At 69.5% G+C, this 17,275-nt stretch carries 18 protein-coding genes and 1 tRNA gene; 10 read left to right on the forward strand and 9 right to left on the reverse strand.

What is annotated here, in order from left to right:
• Window positions 1–164: 164 nt before the first annotated feature.
• The 3 genes from AC1U89_RS22085 to AC1U89_RS22095 all read left to right on the forward strand — a co-directional run bounded on the left by AC1U89_RS22085 (window position 165) and on the right by AC1U89_RS22095 (window position 3,843).
• Entirely contained in the window at window positions 165–2,135 is a 1,971-nt protein-coding gene (locus AC1U89_RS22085) for a potassium transporter Kup (protein WP_479901788.1), read from the forward strand.
• Between the two features lie 3 nt (window positions 2,136–2,138).
• Entirely contained in the window at window positions 2,139–2,501 is a 363-nt protein-coding gene (locus AC1U89_RS22090; RefSeq protein ID WP_479901789.1) for a DUF1648 domain-containing protein, read from the forward strand.
• A 115-nt stretch (window positions 2,502–2,616) separates the two neighbouring features.
• Window positions 2,617–3,843 (forward strand): argininosuccinate synthase, encoded by a 1,227-nt coding sequence (locus AC1U89_RS22095; RefSeq protein WP_479901790.1) that lies wholly within the window; start codon window positions 2,617–2,619, stop codon window positions 3,841–3,843.
• A gap of 63 nt (window positions 3,844–3,906) precedes the next feature.
• Here AC1U89_RS22095 and AC1U89_RS22100 read toward each other — a convergent pair whose 3' ends face one another.
• From AC1U89_RS22100 to AC1U89_RS22110, 3 genes are all read right to left on the reverse strand, one after another.
• On the reverse strand, window positions 3,907–4,293 hold the full coding sequence (locus tag AC1U89_RS22100) for a hypothetical protein (protein WP_479901791.1): 387 nt from the start codon (window positions 4,291–4,293) through the stop codon (window positions 3,907–3,909).
• Window positions 4,294–4,305: 12 nt separating this feature from the next.
• Entirely contained in the window at window positions 4,306–4,758 is a 453-nt protein-coding gene (locus AC1U89_RS22105; RefSeq protein WP_479901792.1) for a hypothetical protein, read from the reverse strand.
• A 61-nt stretch (window positions 4,759–4,819) separates the two neighbouring features.
• Window positions 4,820–7,039 carry a penicillin acylase family protein gene (locus tag AC1U89_RS22110; protein WP_479901793.1) on the reverse strand — a complete coding sequence of 740 codons (2,220 nt, stop codon included), beginning with the start codon at window positions 7,037–7,039 and terminating at the stop codon, window positions 4,820–4,822.
• A gap of 175 nt (window positions 7,040–7,214) precedes the next feature.
• Between AC1U89_RS22110 and AC1U89_RS22115 the strand changes: the two genes are divergently transcribed.
• The gene (locus tag AC1U89_RS22115; RefSeq protein WP_479901794.1) at window positions 7,215–7,814 is read left to right on the forward strand and encodes a hypothetical protein; all 600 of its coding nucleotides are present in this window, start codon (window positions 7,215–7,217) and stop codon (window positions 7,812–7,814) included.
• A 26-nt stretch (window positions 7,815–7,840) separates the two neighbouring features.
• Here the strand turns inward: AC1U89_RS22115 and AC1U89_RS22120 are convergent.
• Window positions 7,841–7,916 (reverse strand) — tRNA-Ala (locus AC1U89_RS22120).
• 124 nt (window positions 7,917–8,040) lie between these two features.
• On the opposite strand from AC1U89_RS22120, the gene AC1U89_RS22125 reads away from it, so the two are divergent.
• The 3 genes from AC1U89_RS22125 to AC1U89_RS22135 all read left to right on the forward strand — a co-directional run bounded on the left by AC1U89_RS22125 (window position 8,041) and on the right by AC1U89_RS22135 (window position 10,596).
• Complete coding sequence (locus AC1U89_RS22125) at window positions 8,041–8,361, forward strand: YggT family protein (RefSeq protein WP_479901795.1); 321 nt, start codon at window positions 8,041–8,043, stop codon at window positions 8,359–8,361.
• A 2-nt stretch (window positions 8,362–8,363) separates the two neighbouring features.
• Entirely contained in the window at window positions 8,364–8,654 is a 291-nt protein-coding gene (locus AC1U89_RS22130) for a DUF167 family protein (RefSeq protein WP_479901796.1), read from the forward strand.
• Window positions 8,655–8,949: 295 nt separating this feature from the next.
• On the forward strand, window positions 8,950–10,596 hold the full coding sequence (locus AC1U89_RS22135; protein WP_479901828.1) for an ATP-binding protein: 1,647 nt from the start codon (window positions 8,950–8,952) through the stop codon (window positions 10,594–10,596).
• 87 nt (window positions 10,597–10,683) lie between these two features.
• Here the strand turns inward: AC1U89_RS22135 and AC1U89_RS22140 are convergent, their stop codons facing one another.
• The 4 genes from AC1U89_RS22140 to AC1U89_RS22155 all read right to left on the reverse strand — a co-directional run bounded on the left by AC1U89_RS22140 (window position 10,684) and on the right by AC1U89_RS22155 (window position 14,548).
• Window positions 10,684–11,142, reverse strand: coding sequence for a very short patch repair endonuclease (locus AC1U89_RS22140; protein WP_479901797.1), 459 nt, complete (start codon window positions 11,140–11,142; stop codon window positions 10,684–10,686).
• Entirely contained in the window at window positions 11,139–12,341 is a 1,203-nt protein-coding gene (locus AC1U89_RS22145; protein ID WP_479901798.1) for an FAD-dependent oxidoreductase, read from the reverse strand. Before AC1U89_RS22145 ends, AC1U89_RS22140 begins: the two co-directional genes overlap by 4 nt.
• A 26-nt stretch (window positions 12,342–12,367) precedes the next feature.
• Window positions 12,368–13,354 carry a cysteine synthase A gene (gene cysK, locus AC1U89_RS22150; RefSeq protein WP_479901799.1) on the reverse strand — a complete coding sequence of 329 codons (987 nt, stop codon included), beginning with the start codon at window positions 13,352–13,354 and terminating at the stop codon, window positions 12,368–12,370.
• Window positions 13,355–13,417: 63 nt separating this feature from the next.
• On the reverse strand, window positions 13,418–14,548 hold the full coding sequence (locus AC1U89_RS22155) for a DNA cytosine methyltransferase (protein ID WP_479901800.1): 1,131 nt from the start codon (window positions 14,546–14,548) through the stop codon (window positions 13,418–13,420).
• A gap of 120 nt (window positions 14,549–14,668) precedes the next feature.
• On the opposite strand from AC1U89_RS22155, the gene AC1U89_RS22160 reads away from it, so the two are divergent.
• Both AC1U89_RS22160 and AC1U89_RS22165 read left to right on the forward strand, forming a co-directional pair.
• Window positions 14,669–15,043 (forward strand): hypothetical protein, encoded by a 375-nt coding sequence (locus AC1U89_RS22160; RefSeq protein WP_479901801.1) that lies wholly within the window; start codon window positions 14,669–14,671, stop codon window positions 15,041–15,043.
• Between the two features lie 67 nt (window positions 15,044–15,110).
• Window positions 15,111–16,340, forward strand: a complete 1,230-nt coding sequence (locus AC1U89_RS22165; protein ID WP_479901802.1) for an MFS transporter — start codon at window positions 15,111–15,113, stop codon at window positions 16,338–16,340.
• A gap of 30 nt (window positions 16,341–16,370) precedes the next feature.
• On the opposite strand, the gene AC1U89_RS22170 is transcribed toward AC1U89_RS22165, so the two are convergent.
• On the reverse strand, window positions 16,371–16,511 hold the full coding sequence (locus AC1U89_RS22170; RefSeq protein WP_479901803.1) for a hypothetical protein: 141 nt from the start codon (window positions 16,509–16,511) through the stop codon (window positions 16,371–16,373).
• Window positions 16,512–16,730: 219 nt separating this feature from the next.
• On the opposite strand from AC1U89_RS22170, the gene AC1U89_RS22175 reads away from it, so the two are divergent.
• A complete protein-coding gene (locus AC1U89_RS22175; RefSeq protein WP_479901804.1) occupies window positions 16,731–17,264 on the forward strand; it encodes an HPP family protein in 534 nt (177 codons plus the stop codon).
• Window positions 17,265–17,275 lie beyond the last annotated feature (11 nt).

Below are 17,275 nucleotides of genomic sequence, written 5' to 3' on the forward strand. Positions count from 1 at the left end.
TGGCAGGACCCTAAGGGCGTGGTTCGTGCGTTCAACCAAAAACTATCGTTGTTATCCCGCTTCAGGTCGCGATTGAACCGGAGCAGGATTGGGTGTATCGCGCCCCGCTTGATCGATATGGGGCTCCGCACCGCGTTTTGCGAGGGCGACCCCGGAGGGATTGAATGGCTTCCGAAGCCTCTGGCGCTCCCGCTGCCGACAGCGCCGCCCCCAACACCGCTGTGTGTGACGTCCCTCCGCAAGCCGGCCATGACCTGAAAGGGCATAGCTTCCTGGCGCTTGCGCTCGGCGCCGTGGGCGTCGTGTTCGGCGATATCGGGACCAGCCCGCTCTACGCCATGCGCGAGGCCCTGGCCCATTCGCGCAGCACCACCGCCACCGAGCACGCCGTGCTGGGGGTGGTGTCGCTGGTGCTGTGGACCCTGACCCTGTTCGTCACGATCAAGTACGTGATCTTCTTCATGCGGGCCGACAACAAGGGCGAGGGCGGCACCCTGGCCCTGATGGCCCTGGCCCAGAAGGCCTTGGGCAAGGCGGCGCGCAAGCGCTCGACCGCCGTGTTCTTCCTGGGCGTGATCGGCGCGGCGCTGTTCTACGGCGACGGCATCATCACCCCGGCCATCTCGGTGCTGTCGGCGGTGGAAGGCATGAAGGACGCGCCGCACGTCGGCCACGCCCTGACCCCCTACATCCTGCCGATCTCGGCCGGCATCCTGGTGGCCCTGTTCCTGGTCCAGGCCAAGGGCACGCACCGGATGGCCTCGCTGTTCGGGCCGATCATGGCCGCGTGGTTCCTGATCCTGGGCGGGCTGGGCCTGTTCCACCTGGTCGACGACCTGTCGATCCTGCGGGCCGTCAATCCCTGGTACGGCGTGCGCTTCCTGCTCGAGAACGGCTTCCTGGGCTTCGTGATCCTGGGCAGCGTGTTCCTGGCGGTGACCGGCGCCGAGGCCCTGTACGCCGACATGGGCCACTTCGGGAAGAAGCCGATCCAGGCCGCCTGGCTGTACCTGGCCTTCCCCTGCCTGGCCCTGAACTATCTGGGCCAGGGCTCGCTGGTGCTGGATCACCCGGCCTCGCGGCACAATCCGTTCTGGGACATGGTCCCGACMTTCGCCTACTGGCCGGTGCTGCTGATGGCCACGGCGGCCACGGTCATCGCCAGCCAGGCGGTGATCACCGGCGCCTTCTCGATGACCCAGCAGGCGGTGCAGCTGGGCCTGCTGCCGCGCCTGGACATCAAGCGCACGTCCGAGACCCAGGCCGGCCAGATCTACGTGCCGGCGGTCAACACCTTCCTGCTGGTCGGCGTGCTGGCGCTGCTGATCATGTTCCAGAGCTCGCACAAGCTGGCCAGCGCCTACGGCATCGCCGTGACCGGCGCGATGTTCGTCGACACCCTGCTGGCCTATGTGGTGCTGCGCCTGGTGTGGAAGTGGAGCCTCTGGCAGACCGCCGCCCTGCTGATCCCCCTGGCCCTGATCGACATGGTGTTCATCGCCTCCAACGCGCTGAAGATCCCCGACGGCGCCTGGCTGCCGCTGGTGTTCGGCGCGGTGCTGGTGCTGATCATGTGGACCTGGACGCGCGGCGCCCAGATCCTGACGGACAAGACCCGCCGCGACAGCGTGCCCCTGGTCGACCTGATGGAGATCCTGCGGGCCCGGGCCCCGCACCGCGCGCCCGGCACGGCGATCTTCCTGACCTCCGACCCGGACATGACCCCGGTCGCCCTGATGCACAACCTCAAGCACAACAAGGTGCTGCACGAGCGCAACGTGGTGCTGACCGTCCGCACGGCCGAGACCCCGCGCGTCGCCGACGAGGACCGCGTGCGCACCCAGGCGATCAACGCCGACTTCAAGAAGGTCGAGATCTTCTACGGCTTCATGGAAAGCCCGAACGTGCCCAAGGCCCTGGCCATCCTGCGCAAGCAGCAGGGGCTGAAGTTCGACATCATGGCCACCAGCTTCTTCCTGGGCCGCCGCTCGATCGTGCCGTCGGCCAACAGCGGCATGCCGCTGTGGCAGGACCGGATCTTCATCTTCCTGATGAAGAACGCCACCAATCCGACCGACTTCTTCAAGATCCCGCCCGGCCGCGTGGTCGAGCTGGGCGCGCAGGTGACGGTCTAGGCGATGGAAGCGGCGTTGCGCATCCTGGGCGACGGCCTGTCGATCGCCGCCCTGGCGATCATCGCCTCCACCGCCCAAAGCGCCTGGAAGCGCATCCCCAAGGGCGCGCGCATCCCCATGCAGTGGGGGCTGGACGGCCGGCCGACCTGGCGGGCGTCCAAGGGCGTGGGCCTGCTGGCGATCCCGGTCCTGGCGATCCTGATCCTGCTGTCGTTCACCCTGACCCAGGTGACCTACAGGGTCGAAGGCGCCAGCGCGGTGATCGTGCTGTGCGTGCGCGCCACCCTGGCCGCCGCCCTGGCGCTGAGCCAGCTGGTGCACCTGCGCAAGGTCATGGAGACCTTGAGCGACGAAGGTGATCTCTAGGATCGGCCAACACGCCGTTTCAATCGTCGTGAAACCGCGCTAAACGCCCCGCGACCCGGTGTTTCTCCAGAGGAGAGGCGCCTGCGACTTTGTGTTTCCTCGGAAGGACCCCCTCATGGCCGACAAGTCCGTGAAGAAGGTCGTGCTCGCCTATTCGGGCGGCCTCGACACCTCGATCATCCTCAAGTGGCTGCAGACCGAATACGGCGCTGAGGTCGTGACCTTCACCGCCGACCTGGGCCAGGGCGAAGAGATCGAGCCGGCCCGCGCCAAGGCCCTGGCCGCCGGCGTGAAGCCCGAGAACATCTTCATCGAGGACGTGCGCGAGGAGTTCGTGCGCGACTACGTCTTCCCGATGTTCCGCGCCAACACGGTCTATGAGGGCCAGTACCTGCTGGGCACCTCGATCGCCCGTCCGCTGATCGCCAAGAAGCAGATCGAGATCGCCCGCAAGACCGGCGCCGACGCCGTCAGCCACGGCGCGACCGGCAAGGGCAACGACCAGGTCCGCTTCGAGCTGGGTTACTACGGCCTGGAGCCCGACATCACCGTGATCGCTCCCTGGCGCGAGTGGGACTTCAAGTCCCGCGAGGCCCTGCTGGACTTCGCCGAGAAGCACCAGATCCAGATCACCAAGGACAAGCGCGGCGAGGCCCCGTTCAGCGTCGACGCCAACCTGCTGCACAGCAGCTCGGAAGGTAAGGTCCTGGAGGACCCGGCGGTCGAGGCCCCCGAGTTCGTCCACATGCGCACGATCTCGCCCGAGGACGCGCCCGACAAGCCGACCATCATCACCATCGACTTCGAGAAGGGCGATCCGGTCGCCATCGACGGCGTCAAGATGAGCCCGGCCACCCTGCTGACCAAGCTGAACGAATTGGGCCGCGACAACGGCGTCGGCCGTCTGGACCTGGTCGAGAACCGCTTCGTCGGCATGAAGTCGCGCGGCGTCTACGAGACCCCCGGCGGCACGATCCTGCTGGCCGCCCACCGCGGCATCGAGAGCATCACGCTGGACCGCGGCGCGATGCACCTGAAGGACGAGCTGATGCCGAAATATGCGTCGCTGGTCTACAACGGCTTCTGGTTCTCGCCCGAGCGCGAGATGCTGCAGGCCGCCATCGACTACAGCCAGGCCAAGGTGGCCGGCCAGGTGCGGGTGAAGCTCTACAAGGGCAACGTCACCGTCATCGGCCGCACCAGCCCCTACTCGCTCTACGACCAGGACCTGGTCACCTTCGAGGAGGGCAAGGTCGCCTACGACCACCGCGACGCCGGCGGCTTCATTAAGCTGAACGCCCTGCGCCTGCGCGTCCTGGCCAAGCGCGACAAGCGCGGCTAGGCCTCACGGTCCTTCGAGACGAGAAAGCCCCGCCGGCGACGGCGGGGCTTTTTTCGTCTGAGGTCAGCTCGCGTCCGTCCCTGCCGGCTGCACCAGGCTCGGAGCCAGGTTGATGCCCGTCTTGTTGTAGATCACCCAGCCGATCACCCGGAAGGTCGCGTCCAGCAGCTGCTGGGCCAGGACCAGGGTCATGAACTTGGTGAACTGCAGGGTCTGGTTGAAGGCCAGCTGCTGGTTGCGCATGATCATGTCGGCCGCCTCGGGCGGGATCTGCTTGTTGCCCAGCGCCACCTGGGTCTGCAGCGCCGCCTCGGCCAGGCTGCGCAGGTAGCCGGCCACCACCGACTTGTTGGCGTTCCACCACTGGGTGGACACCCCGCCCAGCTCGTCCTCCAGGGTGGAGACCAGCTGGTCCACGTTGTCGATCCGCAGGTTGGCGAAATCCAGCATCGGCGGTTCCCCCTAGTTGTTCTTCATCGCGCCGACGGCCTTGGCCGCCTGGTCGCAGCTGATCATCATGGCCTGGGTGGCGCCGGTGTTCTGGACCACGCCGTAGGTCTGGTGCAGCTTGGCCAGGCCCGAGACCTGGGCGCTGCAGCCCTTGATGAAGCCGACGGTCATGTCGCGCGCCTGCTCGGCCCGCTTGCCGGCCACCGGGGCCGAGGCGGCGCGTACGGCGACCACGGCCAGGGCGCCCTGGATGGTGGCGTAGGTGTCGACCGTCGCGGGATAGGTGGCCTTGTCCTGATAGAGGCCCATCTCGGCCTGGGCCGCCAGCTTGGCCACGCTCTCGTAGGCGCTGGTGGTCTTCTCATCTAGGGTGGCGTCGTAGGGCGGGGCGAACAGCGCGCAGGCGCTGAGCAGCAGCGCCAGGCCGGCGACGCTCACGGCGCGAATTGCGTGGACAGGCTTCATGTCGCGTCTCCCCCGAAAGCCAACCATGGGCTGCAATCGCGTCCGGCTCAAGTCGACTTCGTCACYCGCCCGGCCGGTAGCGGCGCTCGACGTGGCCGCTCAACTGGTCCGGGTAGAAATAGACTGGCCGCAGGTTCCCGTCGGCGTAGCGCTGGGCCTGGTCCAGGAAGTGCTTGGACGTCGGATCGCCGCTCTCGCCGCCCGCCGATACCGCCAGGGCCTTCACCCGCGGCCCGAACTCGACCACGGCCACGAAGCTGTTGCCGCTGGTGCCATAGTACTTCTTGGTGCCCGGGTAGCGCTTGGCCCCGAACGAGGCCAGCGACCCCCACTGGCCCGAGGCGAAGGGCACGGGGATCGAGGCCTTGGCGTCGTCGAAGGTCTGGACGATGGCGCCGTCGTTGCGCTGGAAGCGGTTGATCGTCCCCCAGGGCGTGCGCCAGTCGCCGAAGTCGGCGCTCAGGCGGTCCGAAGCCTCGGCCAGGGCCTCCAGCTTCTGGGCCGGCGTCGTGCGCTCGGCCATGTACTTGTAGACCGACACGCCCTCCCGCTTGGCCGCCGCCGCCGACTTGGCCCACAGGGCCTCGCCCCAGAACACCGCCAGCGAGGTCTGGGTCGAGTCCGCCGACCACTTCAGGTCCCACGCCTTCAGCGCCGCCACCTGCGGTCCCAGCCGCGCCTTCGTCGGATCGCCGTCGGGCGTCGCGTCATAGGCCTTGGCCAAGGTCGGGGCCAGGTCGGCGAAGGCGGTCAGGTAGGGGTCGTAGGCCGCCTGGATCAGGGTCGGCAGGGTGAAGTCCTTACGGGCGCTCAGCACCCGCGTGGCGTGGACCCCGCGCGGCGTCTCGCCGACGCTGTCCATGTAGCGCGGATAGTCGGCCGGCTTGGGGCTGTAGGGACCGGCCGCCGAATAGGGCCAGTTGTTGGTGTTCATCAGCCAGCCGTTGGGCGGGTTCTTCAGGTGCGGGGCCTCGGACAGGGCGTGCAGGCCCTTCCAGTCGGTGGCCGGGTTCGCGCCGTCGACCGGCTTGGTGTAGTCGAAGCGGTCGTCGCGCCGGGGGATGAACTGCGGGTGCAGATAGGCCACCTCGCCCTTGTCGTCGGCGAACAGGGTGTTGTTCGAGGAGTTTGCCTTCAGCTCCGCGACCTTCAGGAAGCTGGCGTAGTCCACCGCCTTGGTGCGCAGGAACGACTGCTGCAGCGCCTCGACCGGCTTGTACATCATGGCGAAGGCCACCCACTTGCCGTCCGCCGCGCGGACGATCGGGCCGTGGTGGGTGCGGTAGGTGGTGAAGCTCTTCCTGGCCAGGCTTCCGTCTGCGGCGCGGTAGGCGATCTCGATGGCCCGCGTCTCGACCGGCCGCTGCTCGCCGCCGTAGGTGTAGAAGAACTGGCCGTCGCCCCGGCGGGTGATCGTCTCGGCGAACTCGTCCACCACGTCGACCGTGCTGGAGGTGTGCATCCAGCCGGCGTGGGCGTTGAAGCCCTGATAGACGAAGAACTGGCCCCAGGTCGCCGCGCCGTAGGCGTTCAGCCCCGCGTCGCTGGTCATCTGCAGCTCGGAGCGGAAGAAGAACGAGGTGTGCGGGTTGATCAGCAGCAGGGCGTGGCCGTCCTTGGTGTTGGACGGGGCGATGGCGAAGCCGTTCGAGCCGGTGGGTTCGCGGAACTCGACGCCCTGCGCGAACTCCCGCGCCCGGACCTCGGCCGAGGCCTGCAGCTTCGGCTGGCCATAGAAGGCCTCCAGCTCGCCCAGCGAAATCCGCTCGACGTCGCCGCCGATGCTGCCCTCGGTGAACGAAAGCGCCATCCACGGCTCGAACCGGGTCAGCACCTTGGGCCTCACGTCCGGATGGGCAGCCAGGTAGTAGTTCAGCCCGTCGGCCCAGGCGTCCATCAGGGCCTTCAGCCAGGCGGGGCTCTTGTCGTAGCGGGCCTGCAGGTCGGCCGGATCGACGAACAGCCGCATCCGCAGGTCCTGCCAGATCGCCTTCTCGCCGCCTCCTTGGTCGATAGGCGCCTCGGCGGTGCGGCCCAGATTGGTCAGGTAGCTGGCCTCGATGCGCGGGAAGTCGTCCTCGGCCTGGGCGTAGATCATGCCGAACACCGCGTCGGCGTCGCTCTTGCCGTGGACGTGGGCGATCCCCCAGTCGTCGCGGGTGATCTGGACCCGCTGCGCCGTGGCTTGCTGGCGGGCCAGGTCGACGGCGGGCTGGGCAAGAGCCGGCGTGGAGAGCGCCGCGCAGGCGGCCGACAGCAGAAGCAGTTTTCCGATACGCATACGACCCTCTCCCGACACCTAGTAGGACGGTGAATGTCAAATGCGGATGCCGCAATCCATAGATCACGCCGAAGCCTTGCTATAGTGGCGGGCTCCAGTCCTAATTGCGTCTTCGGTGCAAAGGCGGGCATCAGTTGGCGTGCCGACTTGCGCGAACAATGCGGGGCTGATGGCGATGACTGTCAAAATCCCAGGTTCACCAGCAGTTTGGTTGGTTGCCTTAGGGGCGCTGGCGGTCGGCTGGATTTTCGGTGTTGGAGCTAGTCGGCATTTTTGGAGCGAGATTACTGCCGCTTGGGTGCAAGCTGTGGGCGCGATCATTGCTCTCTTTGTAACGGGCCTCCAAGGCGCGCGAATTGCCCGTGTTGAAAGAGAAAAGGCCGCAGCACCGCTTGAGGTAGCAGCTCAAACGGTGCGGGCCATGCTGCTTCACTACGATAGCTTCTGGAAGAACCTAGAAGGAAAAGACCTAAGTTCGTGGGCAGACGCCCACCTTCAGCCAGCGAATCTCGGGCTCGTGCAACGCATGCTTGATGAGCTCACGTTGATGAGCATGCCTTCAAGCCGGTCGGTCGATGCCCTGGTGACAACGAAGGCGGAAGCAGCATTCCTGGCTGCGCGGATCCAGGCCGCAAAAGCGGGACGACCTGGCTGGGAAGATGGCGCGGTGACCAACCGAGCGCGCTTGGTCCATTGCTGGCGGATATTTGAAGAAGAGAAGCAGCGCGTGCTCGGAGGCCCTGTCTCTAAGGACCATGAAGAAGCGCTAATCTAGAGAGTTGCCAGCGGCGGAAAGGTCCTTGGTGGAGCCGAGGGGAATCGAACCCCTGACCTCCTCATTGCGAACGAGGCGCTCTACCATCTGAGCTACGGCCCCAAGGAAGCGCGGAGATACTTTGGGGCGGCGGGCTCGTCAAGCGCCCGGTTGCCCGATCGGCGGCCTTTGCTTGCCAGGGCCGTCAAGGCGCGGCAATGAAGCGTGACACTCGGACGGGAAGCCCATGGCCGCCATCATTCATTCTGTGTTCTTCATTGTCGACGCTCTGTTGACCATGCTGGTGTGGGCGATCGTCATTTCGGCCGTGCTGAGCTGGCTGGTGGCGTTCGACATCATCAACCTCCGCAACCACGCGGTCTATCAGATCAGCACCTTCCTGGACCGCGTGACGCAGCCGGTTCTACGACCGTTTCAGCGGCTCATTCCGCCGCTGGGGGGTGTCGACATCAGTCCGATCGTCTTGGTGCTGATCATTACCGCGGTGCAGCGGTTTATTCTGGAGGATATGGAAAAGGCCCTGTTGCGGTTGGTCGGCTACTATTGAGCATGCGCCTCGCCGTCCGCCTCACCCCGCGCGGCGGGCGCGAGGCCATCGACGGCTGGGCGGTGGACGGCGACGGCCGGCCCTATCTGAAGGTGCGGGTCGCCGCCCCGCCGGTCGAGGGCGCGGCCAATGCGGCGCTGCTGGCCCTGCTGGCCAAGACCCTGGGCGCGCCCAAGTCGTCCCTGTCCATCGCCTCGGGAGCCGGGGCTCGGCTCAAGCTGATCGACATCGAGGGCTGCGACGCGTTGTCGCTGGAGCGGGCCCTGGGACGGCCGCCGGGCGAGGTTTCCTGATACGTCCAGGCAAGCCGTGATCACGAATCTCACCTCGCCATCGCCCGCGAGTTGAAAATGCCCGTCCAGGCCGGGAATACGGGCAGGTTCCGTCCGTGGTCGGCCGAAACACCCGCGAACGAATCAGGGTCTTTCACCCCCTCTTAGCGACGATGTTTCATGCTATGGGCTTTCCGCGCGGTGGGGACCGCGCGACACGGGGGGCTGTGTGGACGACAGGCGTCATCAGTCGGCTGAGGTGAGGGCGGCGCTCGCGCGGCGCGGCAACCTGTACCTGCGCGTCGTCGCCACGGTGATGATCGCCCTGATGCTGCACGTCTTCATGGGCGCCAGCTGGACCTGGATGTGGGCCGGGACCTACGCCGCCGCCCAGCTGCTGGAACTGCTCCTGATCCGGCTGATGGTGCGCCATCCCAATCCCGGCCGGGCCCTGCGGTTCGCGGTGGCCGCCATGCCGGCKGTCACCTCGGTCATCTTCGGCTTCCTGTCGCTGCCGCTGTTCGCCTCGTCGGTGCGCTTCGCCCCCACCCTGGGCGGCATGCTGCTGGCCGGCGCCCTGCTCAACGTCATCGTCGTCAATTCCAGCCTGAGGTCGGCGACGATCTCGGCGGCCGCCCCGCACGTGGTCTATCTGCTGATCGTGCCGTTCGTGGCCCGGGCGGCCAATCCGCACGCGCCGCTGGCCAACGCCCTGTGGTTCGGGGTGGCGCTGCTGATCGTGTCGGTGTTCGTCGCCGCCCGCACCCTGGAGCGCGCCCTGCGCGCCGAGGCCGCCGCCAAGGAGGAGGCCGAACGCCGCCGCCACGAGGCCGAGGAGGCCGTCGCCGCCAAGTCGGCCTTCGTGGCCATGATCAGCCACGAGCTGCGCACGCCGATCAGCGCCATCCTGGCCGGGGCGGCGCGCCTGCACAGCGACGTGCCCGAGGCCGCCTCCAAGCTGCACGCCCAGCTGATCGGCGACGCCGGGGCGATGATGCGCACCCTGCTCAACGACCTGCTGGACCTGTCGCGCCTGGACGCCGGGCGGATGGCGGTCGAGCAGGCCCCGTTCGACCTGCGCCAGGCCATGGCCGACACCCTGCGTCTGTGGCGTCCGGACGCCAACAAGAAGGGCCTGCGCCTGCGGGTCGAGGGCGCGGCCCATCTTCCGCGCTGGGTGGCCGGCGACGCCATGCGCCTGCGCCAGGTGCTGAACAACCTGCTGTCCAACGCCATCAAGTTCACCGACCGCGGCGCGGTCACCGTGCGCCTGTCGGCGCGCGAGGCCGGCGACTGCCTGATGTTCGAGGCGGTGGTCGCCGACACCGGGCGGGGCCTGACCGAGGCGCAGCTGGCGCGGCTGTTCACGCCGTTCGACCAGCTGGCGTCCAACGTCGCGCGCGAGCACGGCGGTTCGGGCCTGGGCCTGGTGATCAGCCGCGAGCTGGCCCGGCTGATGGGCGGCGACCTGACGGTGACCAGCAAGCCCGGCAAGGGCTCGCGCTTCCGGCTGGAGGTGCGCGTCGAGACGACCGAGGCGCCGGGCGCCCAGGCCGGCGGCGTGGTGGTCGAGGGCGCGCGGGTGCTGGTGGTCGACGACCACGTGGTCAACCGCCGGGCCATCGAGCTGGTCCTGCAGTCGTTCGGCATCCAGCCCACCCTGGCCGAGTCCGGCGAGCGGGCCCTGGAGCTGCTGCAGTCCGAGGTGTTCGACGTCATGCTGATGGACGTCTACATGCCCGGCATGGACGGCCGCGACGCCACGCGCCAGCTGCGCGCCGCCGAGGGGCCCAACCGCGACATCCCGGTGATCGCCGTCACCGCCTCGGCCACCGCCAAGGACTGGGAAGCCTGCCACGCGGCCGGCATGAACGCCCACGTCGCCAAGCCGATCGACCCCAGTCAGCTGCACGCGGCGCTGAGCGAGGTGCTGCCGGCGGGGGCGTCGAGAGCCGCGGCCTAGTTCACCGACCACTTGCCCCCTACGGACCGCTGCGCGGTCGTCTTCCCTCAGAGAGGGACGAGGTCCATGGAACGCGTCCTCCGCCCCCTATGGGGGCGGACAGGCGGCGAAGCCGCCAGGCGGGGGCAGGGGTTGAGTGGCATGGAGTAGTTCGGCCAGCCTCCCCTTCAGCCCCTCCCGGTCCTTCATCTCGMACTCCCACACCGTCTCCACCCGCCAGCCGGCTTCCGCCAGGTCGGCGCGGTTGCGGGCGTCCCGGGCGACGTTCCGCGCCACCTTGGCCAGCCAGTAGTCGCGGTTGGCCTTGGGCACCCGCGACCCGCGCGGGCAGTCGTGGCCATGCCAGAAGCAGCCGTGGACGAAGATCGCCAGCCGCCGGCCGGGCATGGCCACGTCGGGCGAGCCGGGCAGGTCCTTGCGGTGCAGGCGGTAGCGCGCGCCGAGGTCGGTCAGCAGGCGGCGCAGCAGCAGCTCGGGCTTGGTGTCCCGGCTGCGGACCCGGGCCATGACGGCCGAGCGCTTGGCGGGGTCGAAGACGTCAGTCATGGCCGTGTAACGCGCGGGAACCGGCCCAGGCGCAGGGTCCCCGTCAGCAGGCGCGCCGCCACCTGCTTGACGCCGGGCAGGCCCGACATCGGGGTGAAGACCCAGTCGCGCACCGCCGGCCAGAAGCCGCCGTGCGACTGGAACAGCGGGGTCAGGGCCTTGGACGCCACTTGGTAGAGGGCGGTGTGGCGGCGGCGGTCGGCCTGCCAGGCCTTGATAGAAACCGCGACGGGGCGGTGGTCGCGGCCCAGACGGTCGGCCAGCTCGACCGCGTCCATCAGGGCCAGGTTGGCGCCCTGGCCCAGCTGCGGGCTGGTGCTGTGGGCCGCGTCGCCCAGCAGGGTGCAGGCCTGGTGGTTCCAGCGGCCCACCGAGACGTCGCGATAGAGCGCCTTGGAGAAGCCGGTCCAGTCCGTACGCTCGGCCAGCAGGGCGGCCAGGTCCGGCCACAGGGGTTTCAGCCGCCGGTCGCGCCAGGCCGCGAAGTCGCCGGCCAGGAAGGCGTCGAGGTCGGCGACCGGCACGGACCAGAACATCGCCAGGCCGGTGGGCGACAGGCCGTCCGGATCGCGGCCGACGGGCAGGGCGCCGGCCATCACCTCGGCGCGGTGGTAGATCTGGCGCAGCGCTCCGCCGAACCGGTCGTCGGGATCGGCCATGTGGGTCCAGACCGCGCCCCACGGATAGACCGGGGCCCGGGCGCCGGGGCGCAGGACCGGCCGCAGCGGCGAGGCCGAGCCGTCGGCGATCACCGCCAGGTCGAACGGCCCCCAGGACCGGCCACGCTCGTCGTGCAGGATGGGGCGGGCGGGGTGCTCGATCCTGACGATCTTGGCCCCAGTCACCACCTCGACCCCCGCGCCGGGCAGGGCGTCGTGCAGGGTCTGGAACAGCACGCCGCGATGGACGCCCACGCCATGGGCCCCCGGTCGCCAGTCGTTGTAGTCCAGGTCCATGACCTTGCGGCCGCGGCTGTCCTGGCCCTCCAGCCGGCCGACCACGGCGCCGGCGGCGCGGACTTGCTCGTCCAGCTGGAGCGCGCGCAGGGCCGCCAGGCCCGTCGGCTGGAGGAGCAGGCCCGAGCCCAGCGGGCGCGGGGCCTCGAAAGCCTCCAGCAGGGTGACGGCGTGGCCGGCGCGCGCCAGGGACAGGGCGGCGGCCATGCCGCCGATCCCGCACCCGACGATCCCGACGCGCACGCCCCCGCGTTCCGCCTAGGCCTGGATCAGAGGCCTTCGAACAGGGCGGTCGACAGGTAGCGCTCGGCGAAGCTGGGAATGATCGCCACGATCAGCTTGCCGGCGTACTCGTCGCGCATGGCCAGGTCGAAGGCCGCGGTCAGGGCCGCGCCCGAGCTGATGCCGACCGGCAGGCCCTCGGTCGAGGCCGCCTTGCGGGCCATGGCGAAGCTGTCGTCGTTCGACACCTGGATGACCTCGTCGATCACGCCGCGGTCCAGGATGCCGGGCACGAAGCCGGCGCCGATGCCCTGGATCTTGTGCGGGCCGGGCGCGCCGCCCGACAGCACGGCGCTGGCCTCGGGCTCGACCGCGACCATCTTCACCGACGGCTTGCGGGCCTTCAGCACCTGGCCGACGCCCGAGATGGTGCCGCCGGTGCCGACGCCCGAGACCACGGCGTCCACGGCGCCGGCGGTGTCGTTCCAGATCTCTTCCGCCGTCGAGACGCGGTGGATCAGCGGGTTGGCGGTGTTCTCGAACTGCTGGGGCATCACCGCGCCGGGGATGGCGTCGATGATCTCCTGGGCGCGGGCGACGGCGCCGCGCATGCCCTTCTCGGCCGGGGTCAGCTCCAGCTTGGCGCCCAGCAGCAGCAGCATCTTGCGGCGCTCGATCGACATGCTCTCGGGCATGACCAGGGTCAGCTTGTAGCCCTTGGCGGCAGCCACGAAGGCCAGGGCGATGCCGGTGTTGCCCGAGGTCGGCTCGACGATCGTGCCGCCTGGCTTCAGCAGGCCCTTGGCCTCCAGGTACTCGATCATCGCCACGCCGATGCGGTCCTTGACCGAGGCCAGCGGATTGAAGAACTCCAGCTTGGCCACGACCGTGCCCTTGGGCTTCAGCTCGGCGGTCAGGTTGGGCAGGCGGACCAGCGGCGTGTCGCCGACCGTGTCGAGGATCGAGTCGAAGATCTTGCCGCGCCCGGCGCGCTTGAACCGCGCGGCGTCGTAGATCGAGGAGGCGTCGTCCATGGGAAGTCTCGCTTGAGGAGGATTTAACCCACCTTAGGCCGTGGGTTTTGACGTGTCAGCGGMTCATTCTGCGGCCAGGGACGCAGATTTCCTGAGGGCCAGGGGAGTCAGGAGCCGTTCGGACAACCAGCGGACCACCGGGGCGGCCACGCCGTCGCCGATCACATGCAGGCCGGCGGTGGCGCTGCGGGGCAGGCGATAGCCGTCGGGCAGGCCCATCAGCCGGGCGCCTTCGCGCGGGGTGACCAGGCGCGAGCGCACCTGGCCCTTGTCGATCACCAGCAGGGTCTGGCGCGAGGAGCCGCCGCGCGGCGTGCGCAGGCAGCCGGCCAGGCCGTCGAAACGCACCTCGGCCCGCTGGTCGCCGCCGCGCATGCGCCGGAAGACCGCGCCGACCGCGCGCTCGCCGCTCTGGATCCGGGCGTCGACCGAGGCGCGGTGCGAGGGGGCCATCAGGTCCAGCAGGGCGGCGGTGGCGTCGTCGCCGCGCCACTCGACCTGGTCGTCGGGCTCCAGCACGGCGGCGAGGTCGGCGTTGCGGGCGGGCGGAGCGTCCAGGCCCCACCAGATCCAGCGGTCCTTCAGCTCTGCGGGCAGGCGGGCGGCGGCCTCGCGCACGGCCCGGCCGTGGAACGGGCTCTGGCCCTCAAGGCCCTCGACCGGCAGGCGGGTGGCCACCACGAAGACGCGCGGCCGCGACTGGGGCACGAAGTGCGAGGCGTCGATCTCCAGGGCGCCGAAGCGATAGCCGCGCGCCGCCAGCAGGCCGCACAGGGCGGTGAAGTCGTCGCCCCGGTGCGAGGTCAGCAGGCCCACCACGTTCTCGACCACCACGGTGTCGGGCGCGCGGCCCTGGTCGTCCAGCGACTCGACCAGCTTCCAGAAGCCGAAGAAGGCCGACGAGCGCTCGCCCGCCAGGCCCTTGCGGGCGCCGGCCAGGCTGAGGTCCTGGCAGGGGCTGGACGCCCAGGCCAGGTCGGCGCGGCCCGGCAGGTCGGCGGTGGTCAGGTCCCAGACGTCGCCCTGGTGGAAGTGATCCCCCTGGCCGGGGAAGTTGTCGGCGTAGGTCGCCGCCTTCACGGCGTCGAAGTCGTTGGCGAAGGCGCAGTCCCAGGCCTGGCCCAGGCCCAGCCGGGCCATGCCGCCGCCGGCGAAGAACTCGAAGAAGGAGAGGGGAGGGGCGTTCCGATTCATCGCCGGGGAGTCTAGCGTGAGCCGCCCTCTGGAGGATAGCGCCGCATGCTTCGAACCCTCGCCGCCTTTTGCCTGGTCTTGACGGTTGCCGCCAATCTCGCCGGATGCGGGGAGTCGCCGATGGGCGCGTCCGAAGGCGCCTCGACCGCGCCCGCCGACGCACCGGCCTCGACCCCGCCGGGCCCGGACTTCTCCGGCGACTTCCAGCTGGTGGGGACCGAGCCGTTCTGGGGCGGGCGGATCCAGGACGACGGCCTGACCCTGTCGCGCTCCGGCCAGCCCGACGTCACCGCCGCCAACACCGGCGTGAAGGTCGAGGGCGACGTCGGCGTGTGGGGCGTGGGCGGCCTGGTGTTCAAGCTGCATCCCGAGCCCTGCACGGACGGCATGTCGGACCGCAAGTACGACTATCGCGCCGAGGTGACGATCAACGGCCAGGTCCTGAAGGGCTGCGCGTCCGCGCCGGTGGACCTGCGGGCCCAGCCGACGCCGTAGCGGCGGGTTTCTGTCCGGGTCCGGATTCCGCCAGCCATCGGAAGGCGCCGCGTCTAGCGTCGCGGCCATGACCTCAGCCAACACAGACGAAACTCGCCGTCCCCAATATCTCGCCAGGACCCAGGTCCTCTTCCTCGCGTTGGCGGCCGGGGTGGCGACCTCGACCAGCTACACGGTCCAGCCGGAGCTGGGCCGCATAACGCGAGACCTCGGCGCGTCGCTCGCCTCGACCAGCGCGGCGGCGGGGCTGCCCATCCTGGGCTACATGATCGGCCTGGCGCTTTTGGTCCCGCTCGTCGACCACATGCCGGCCCGACGGCTTCTGTCCGCCCAGCTTGCCGGCCTGGGCGCCTCGCTCGGTTTCGCCGCGATCGCCGCCAACGTCTGGACTTTCGGGGCGGCCCTGCTGGTCTCCGGAGCCTGCGCCAGCACCGGGGCCCAGATGAGCACCTTGGCCGCCAAGCATTCGTCGGCCGACCGGCGTGGTCGCGCCCTGGGAACCGTCACGGCGGGGATATCGGCCGGCGTGCTGCTCGGCCGCCTGGTCGGAGGCGGGCTGGCGGACCTGGCGGGGTGGCGCGCGATGCTCCTCATCGTCGCCTGCGCCTGCCTGGCTTGCGCCCTGGGCAGCGGCGTCCTGCTTCCAAGAACCGCTCCGCATCGCGACGAAGGCTATTTCGCCGCGCTCGCCTCCATGCCGCGCCTCCTGCTCGACCACGCCGATCTTCGATCGGCGGCCGCGTCGGGCGCGCTCTGGTTCTTCGCGTTCAGCCTGGTCTGGATGGGCCTGTCTCTGGCGCTGGCCCTACCTCCGCTCGGCCTGTCGCCGACCGCCATAGGCCTCTACGCTCTCGCCGGCGTCGCCGGCATCGTCGCCACCCGCGTCGCCGGACAGCTGGCCGACCGGTTCGGCAGCCGGCCCGTCGTGCTCGGCGGCCTGGCGTTGGCGCTTTCCTGCGCGCTGACGATGTCGCTCACCCTGAGCTTCGCGCCTCTGATGCTCCTGGCGCTGGCCCTGTTCGATGCGGGCCTGTTCTCGGCGCAGGTCGCGAACCAGCGTCGGGTGCTCGGCATCGCCCCGCGGCGGCCGGCTCCGTTCAACAGCGTCTACATGGTCACGTATTTTATCGGCGGAAGCCTGGGCACGGCGGTCGCCGGCCCGCTTGTCTCGGCTCTCGGCTGGCCCGCCATCGCGGTCTTGGCGGCTCTGGCGATCGCGCTGGCCGGCGTCATTGGTCTGGTCGGGCAGCCGGCGCCGGAGACGGCGTCCGTGACGCCTGGACGGGACGCGTTCTAGCGCATCCCGCCGGTAGGCGATGTGACCGGACTAGTTGCCCACGTCCATCAGCTCGTAGTGGCCGCGCGCGTCCAGGTTCTGGTGCACGCCGCCCGGGACGGGCAGCAGCAGGCCGATCGAGACGGCGGCGACGGTGGCGAGGGCGAAGAGGGCCTTGAGGGCGGAGGCCATGGCGGCGGGGTCCTGGTTGCGATCTCCACCGGGATAGGCGGCCGATCGGCAACAAAGATGGTTGCGGTTTGCCAGTGTTCAAGAGGTGGTCGGCGCGCGTCGCGAAATTCGTCGATCGCGGGTCTTCAAGCGCGCGGATCCGGATATGGGCGCTCGGACGCGGGACGCCAACGGGGCGAACCATGTTAAAGCTCGACGCGAACCTTGGGGGAGGGACGGGTGACGATCGAGGAGACCCTGACGACGGGCGCGCGGCGCTGGCTGCGGACGCCGGTCGCCGGCTGGATGGGCTTCGCGGGGCTGGGGGCCGCGATCTGCGTCGGGGCCCTGGTCTTGGCCTCTCGGCTGACGGCGATCCCCTACTGGCACATCCCGTTCATCACCTCGATCGCCCTGGTTATGGGCGCGCCACGATCGGAGCCGGCCCGGCCCCGGGCCCTGATCGGCGGGCACCTGGCCTCGGCCCTGGCGGGCTATGTCGTGCTGGCGGTCGGCGGGTCCCAATCGGCCCTGTCGCCGGTCCTGGCGGCGGTCGCCGTGGGCCTGGCGGTGGTGGTCATGCTGCGGCTGAAGGTCTTCCACCCGCCGGCGGCGGTCGACGCCTTCCTGGTGGTGAACCTGGGCCTGAAGATCGACTACCTGTTCAGCGTGATCCTGCTGGGCGCGGTCCTGCTGGCCGGCTTCGCGTTCGGCTGGCGCAAGCTGGCCGACCTGATCGCGCCTCGGCCGAGCGAGGACGCGGAGAAGGCATAGGGGACAGGCGC

Source organism: Caulobacter sp. 05T431, from assembly GCF_056665975.1.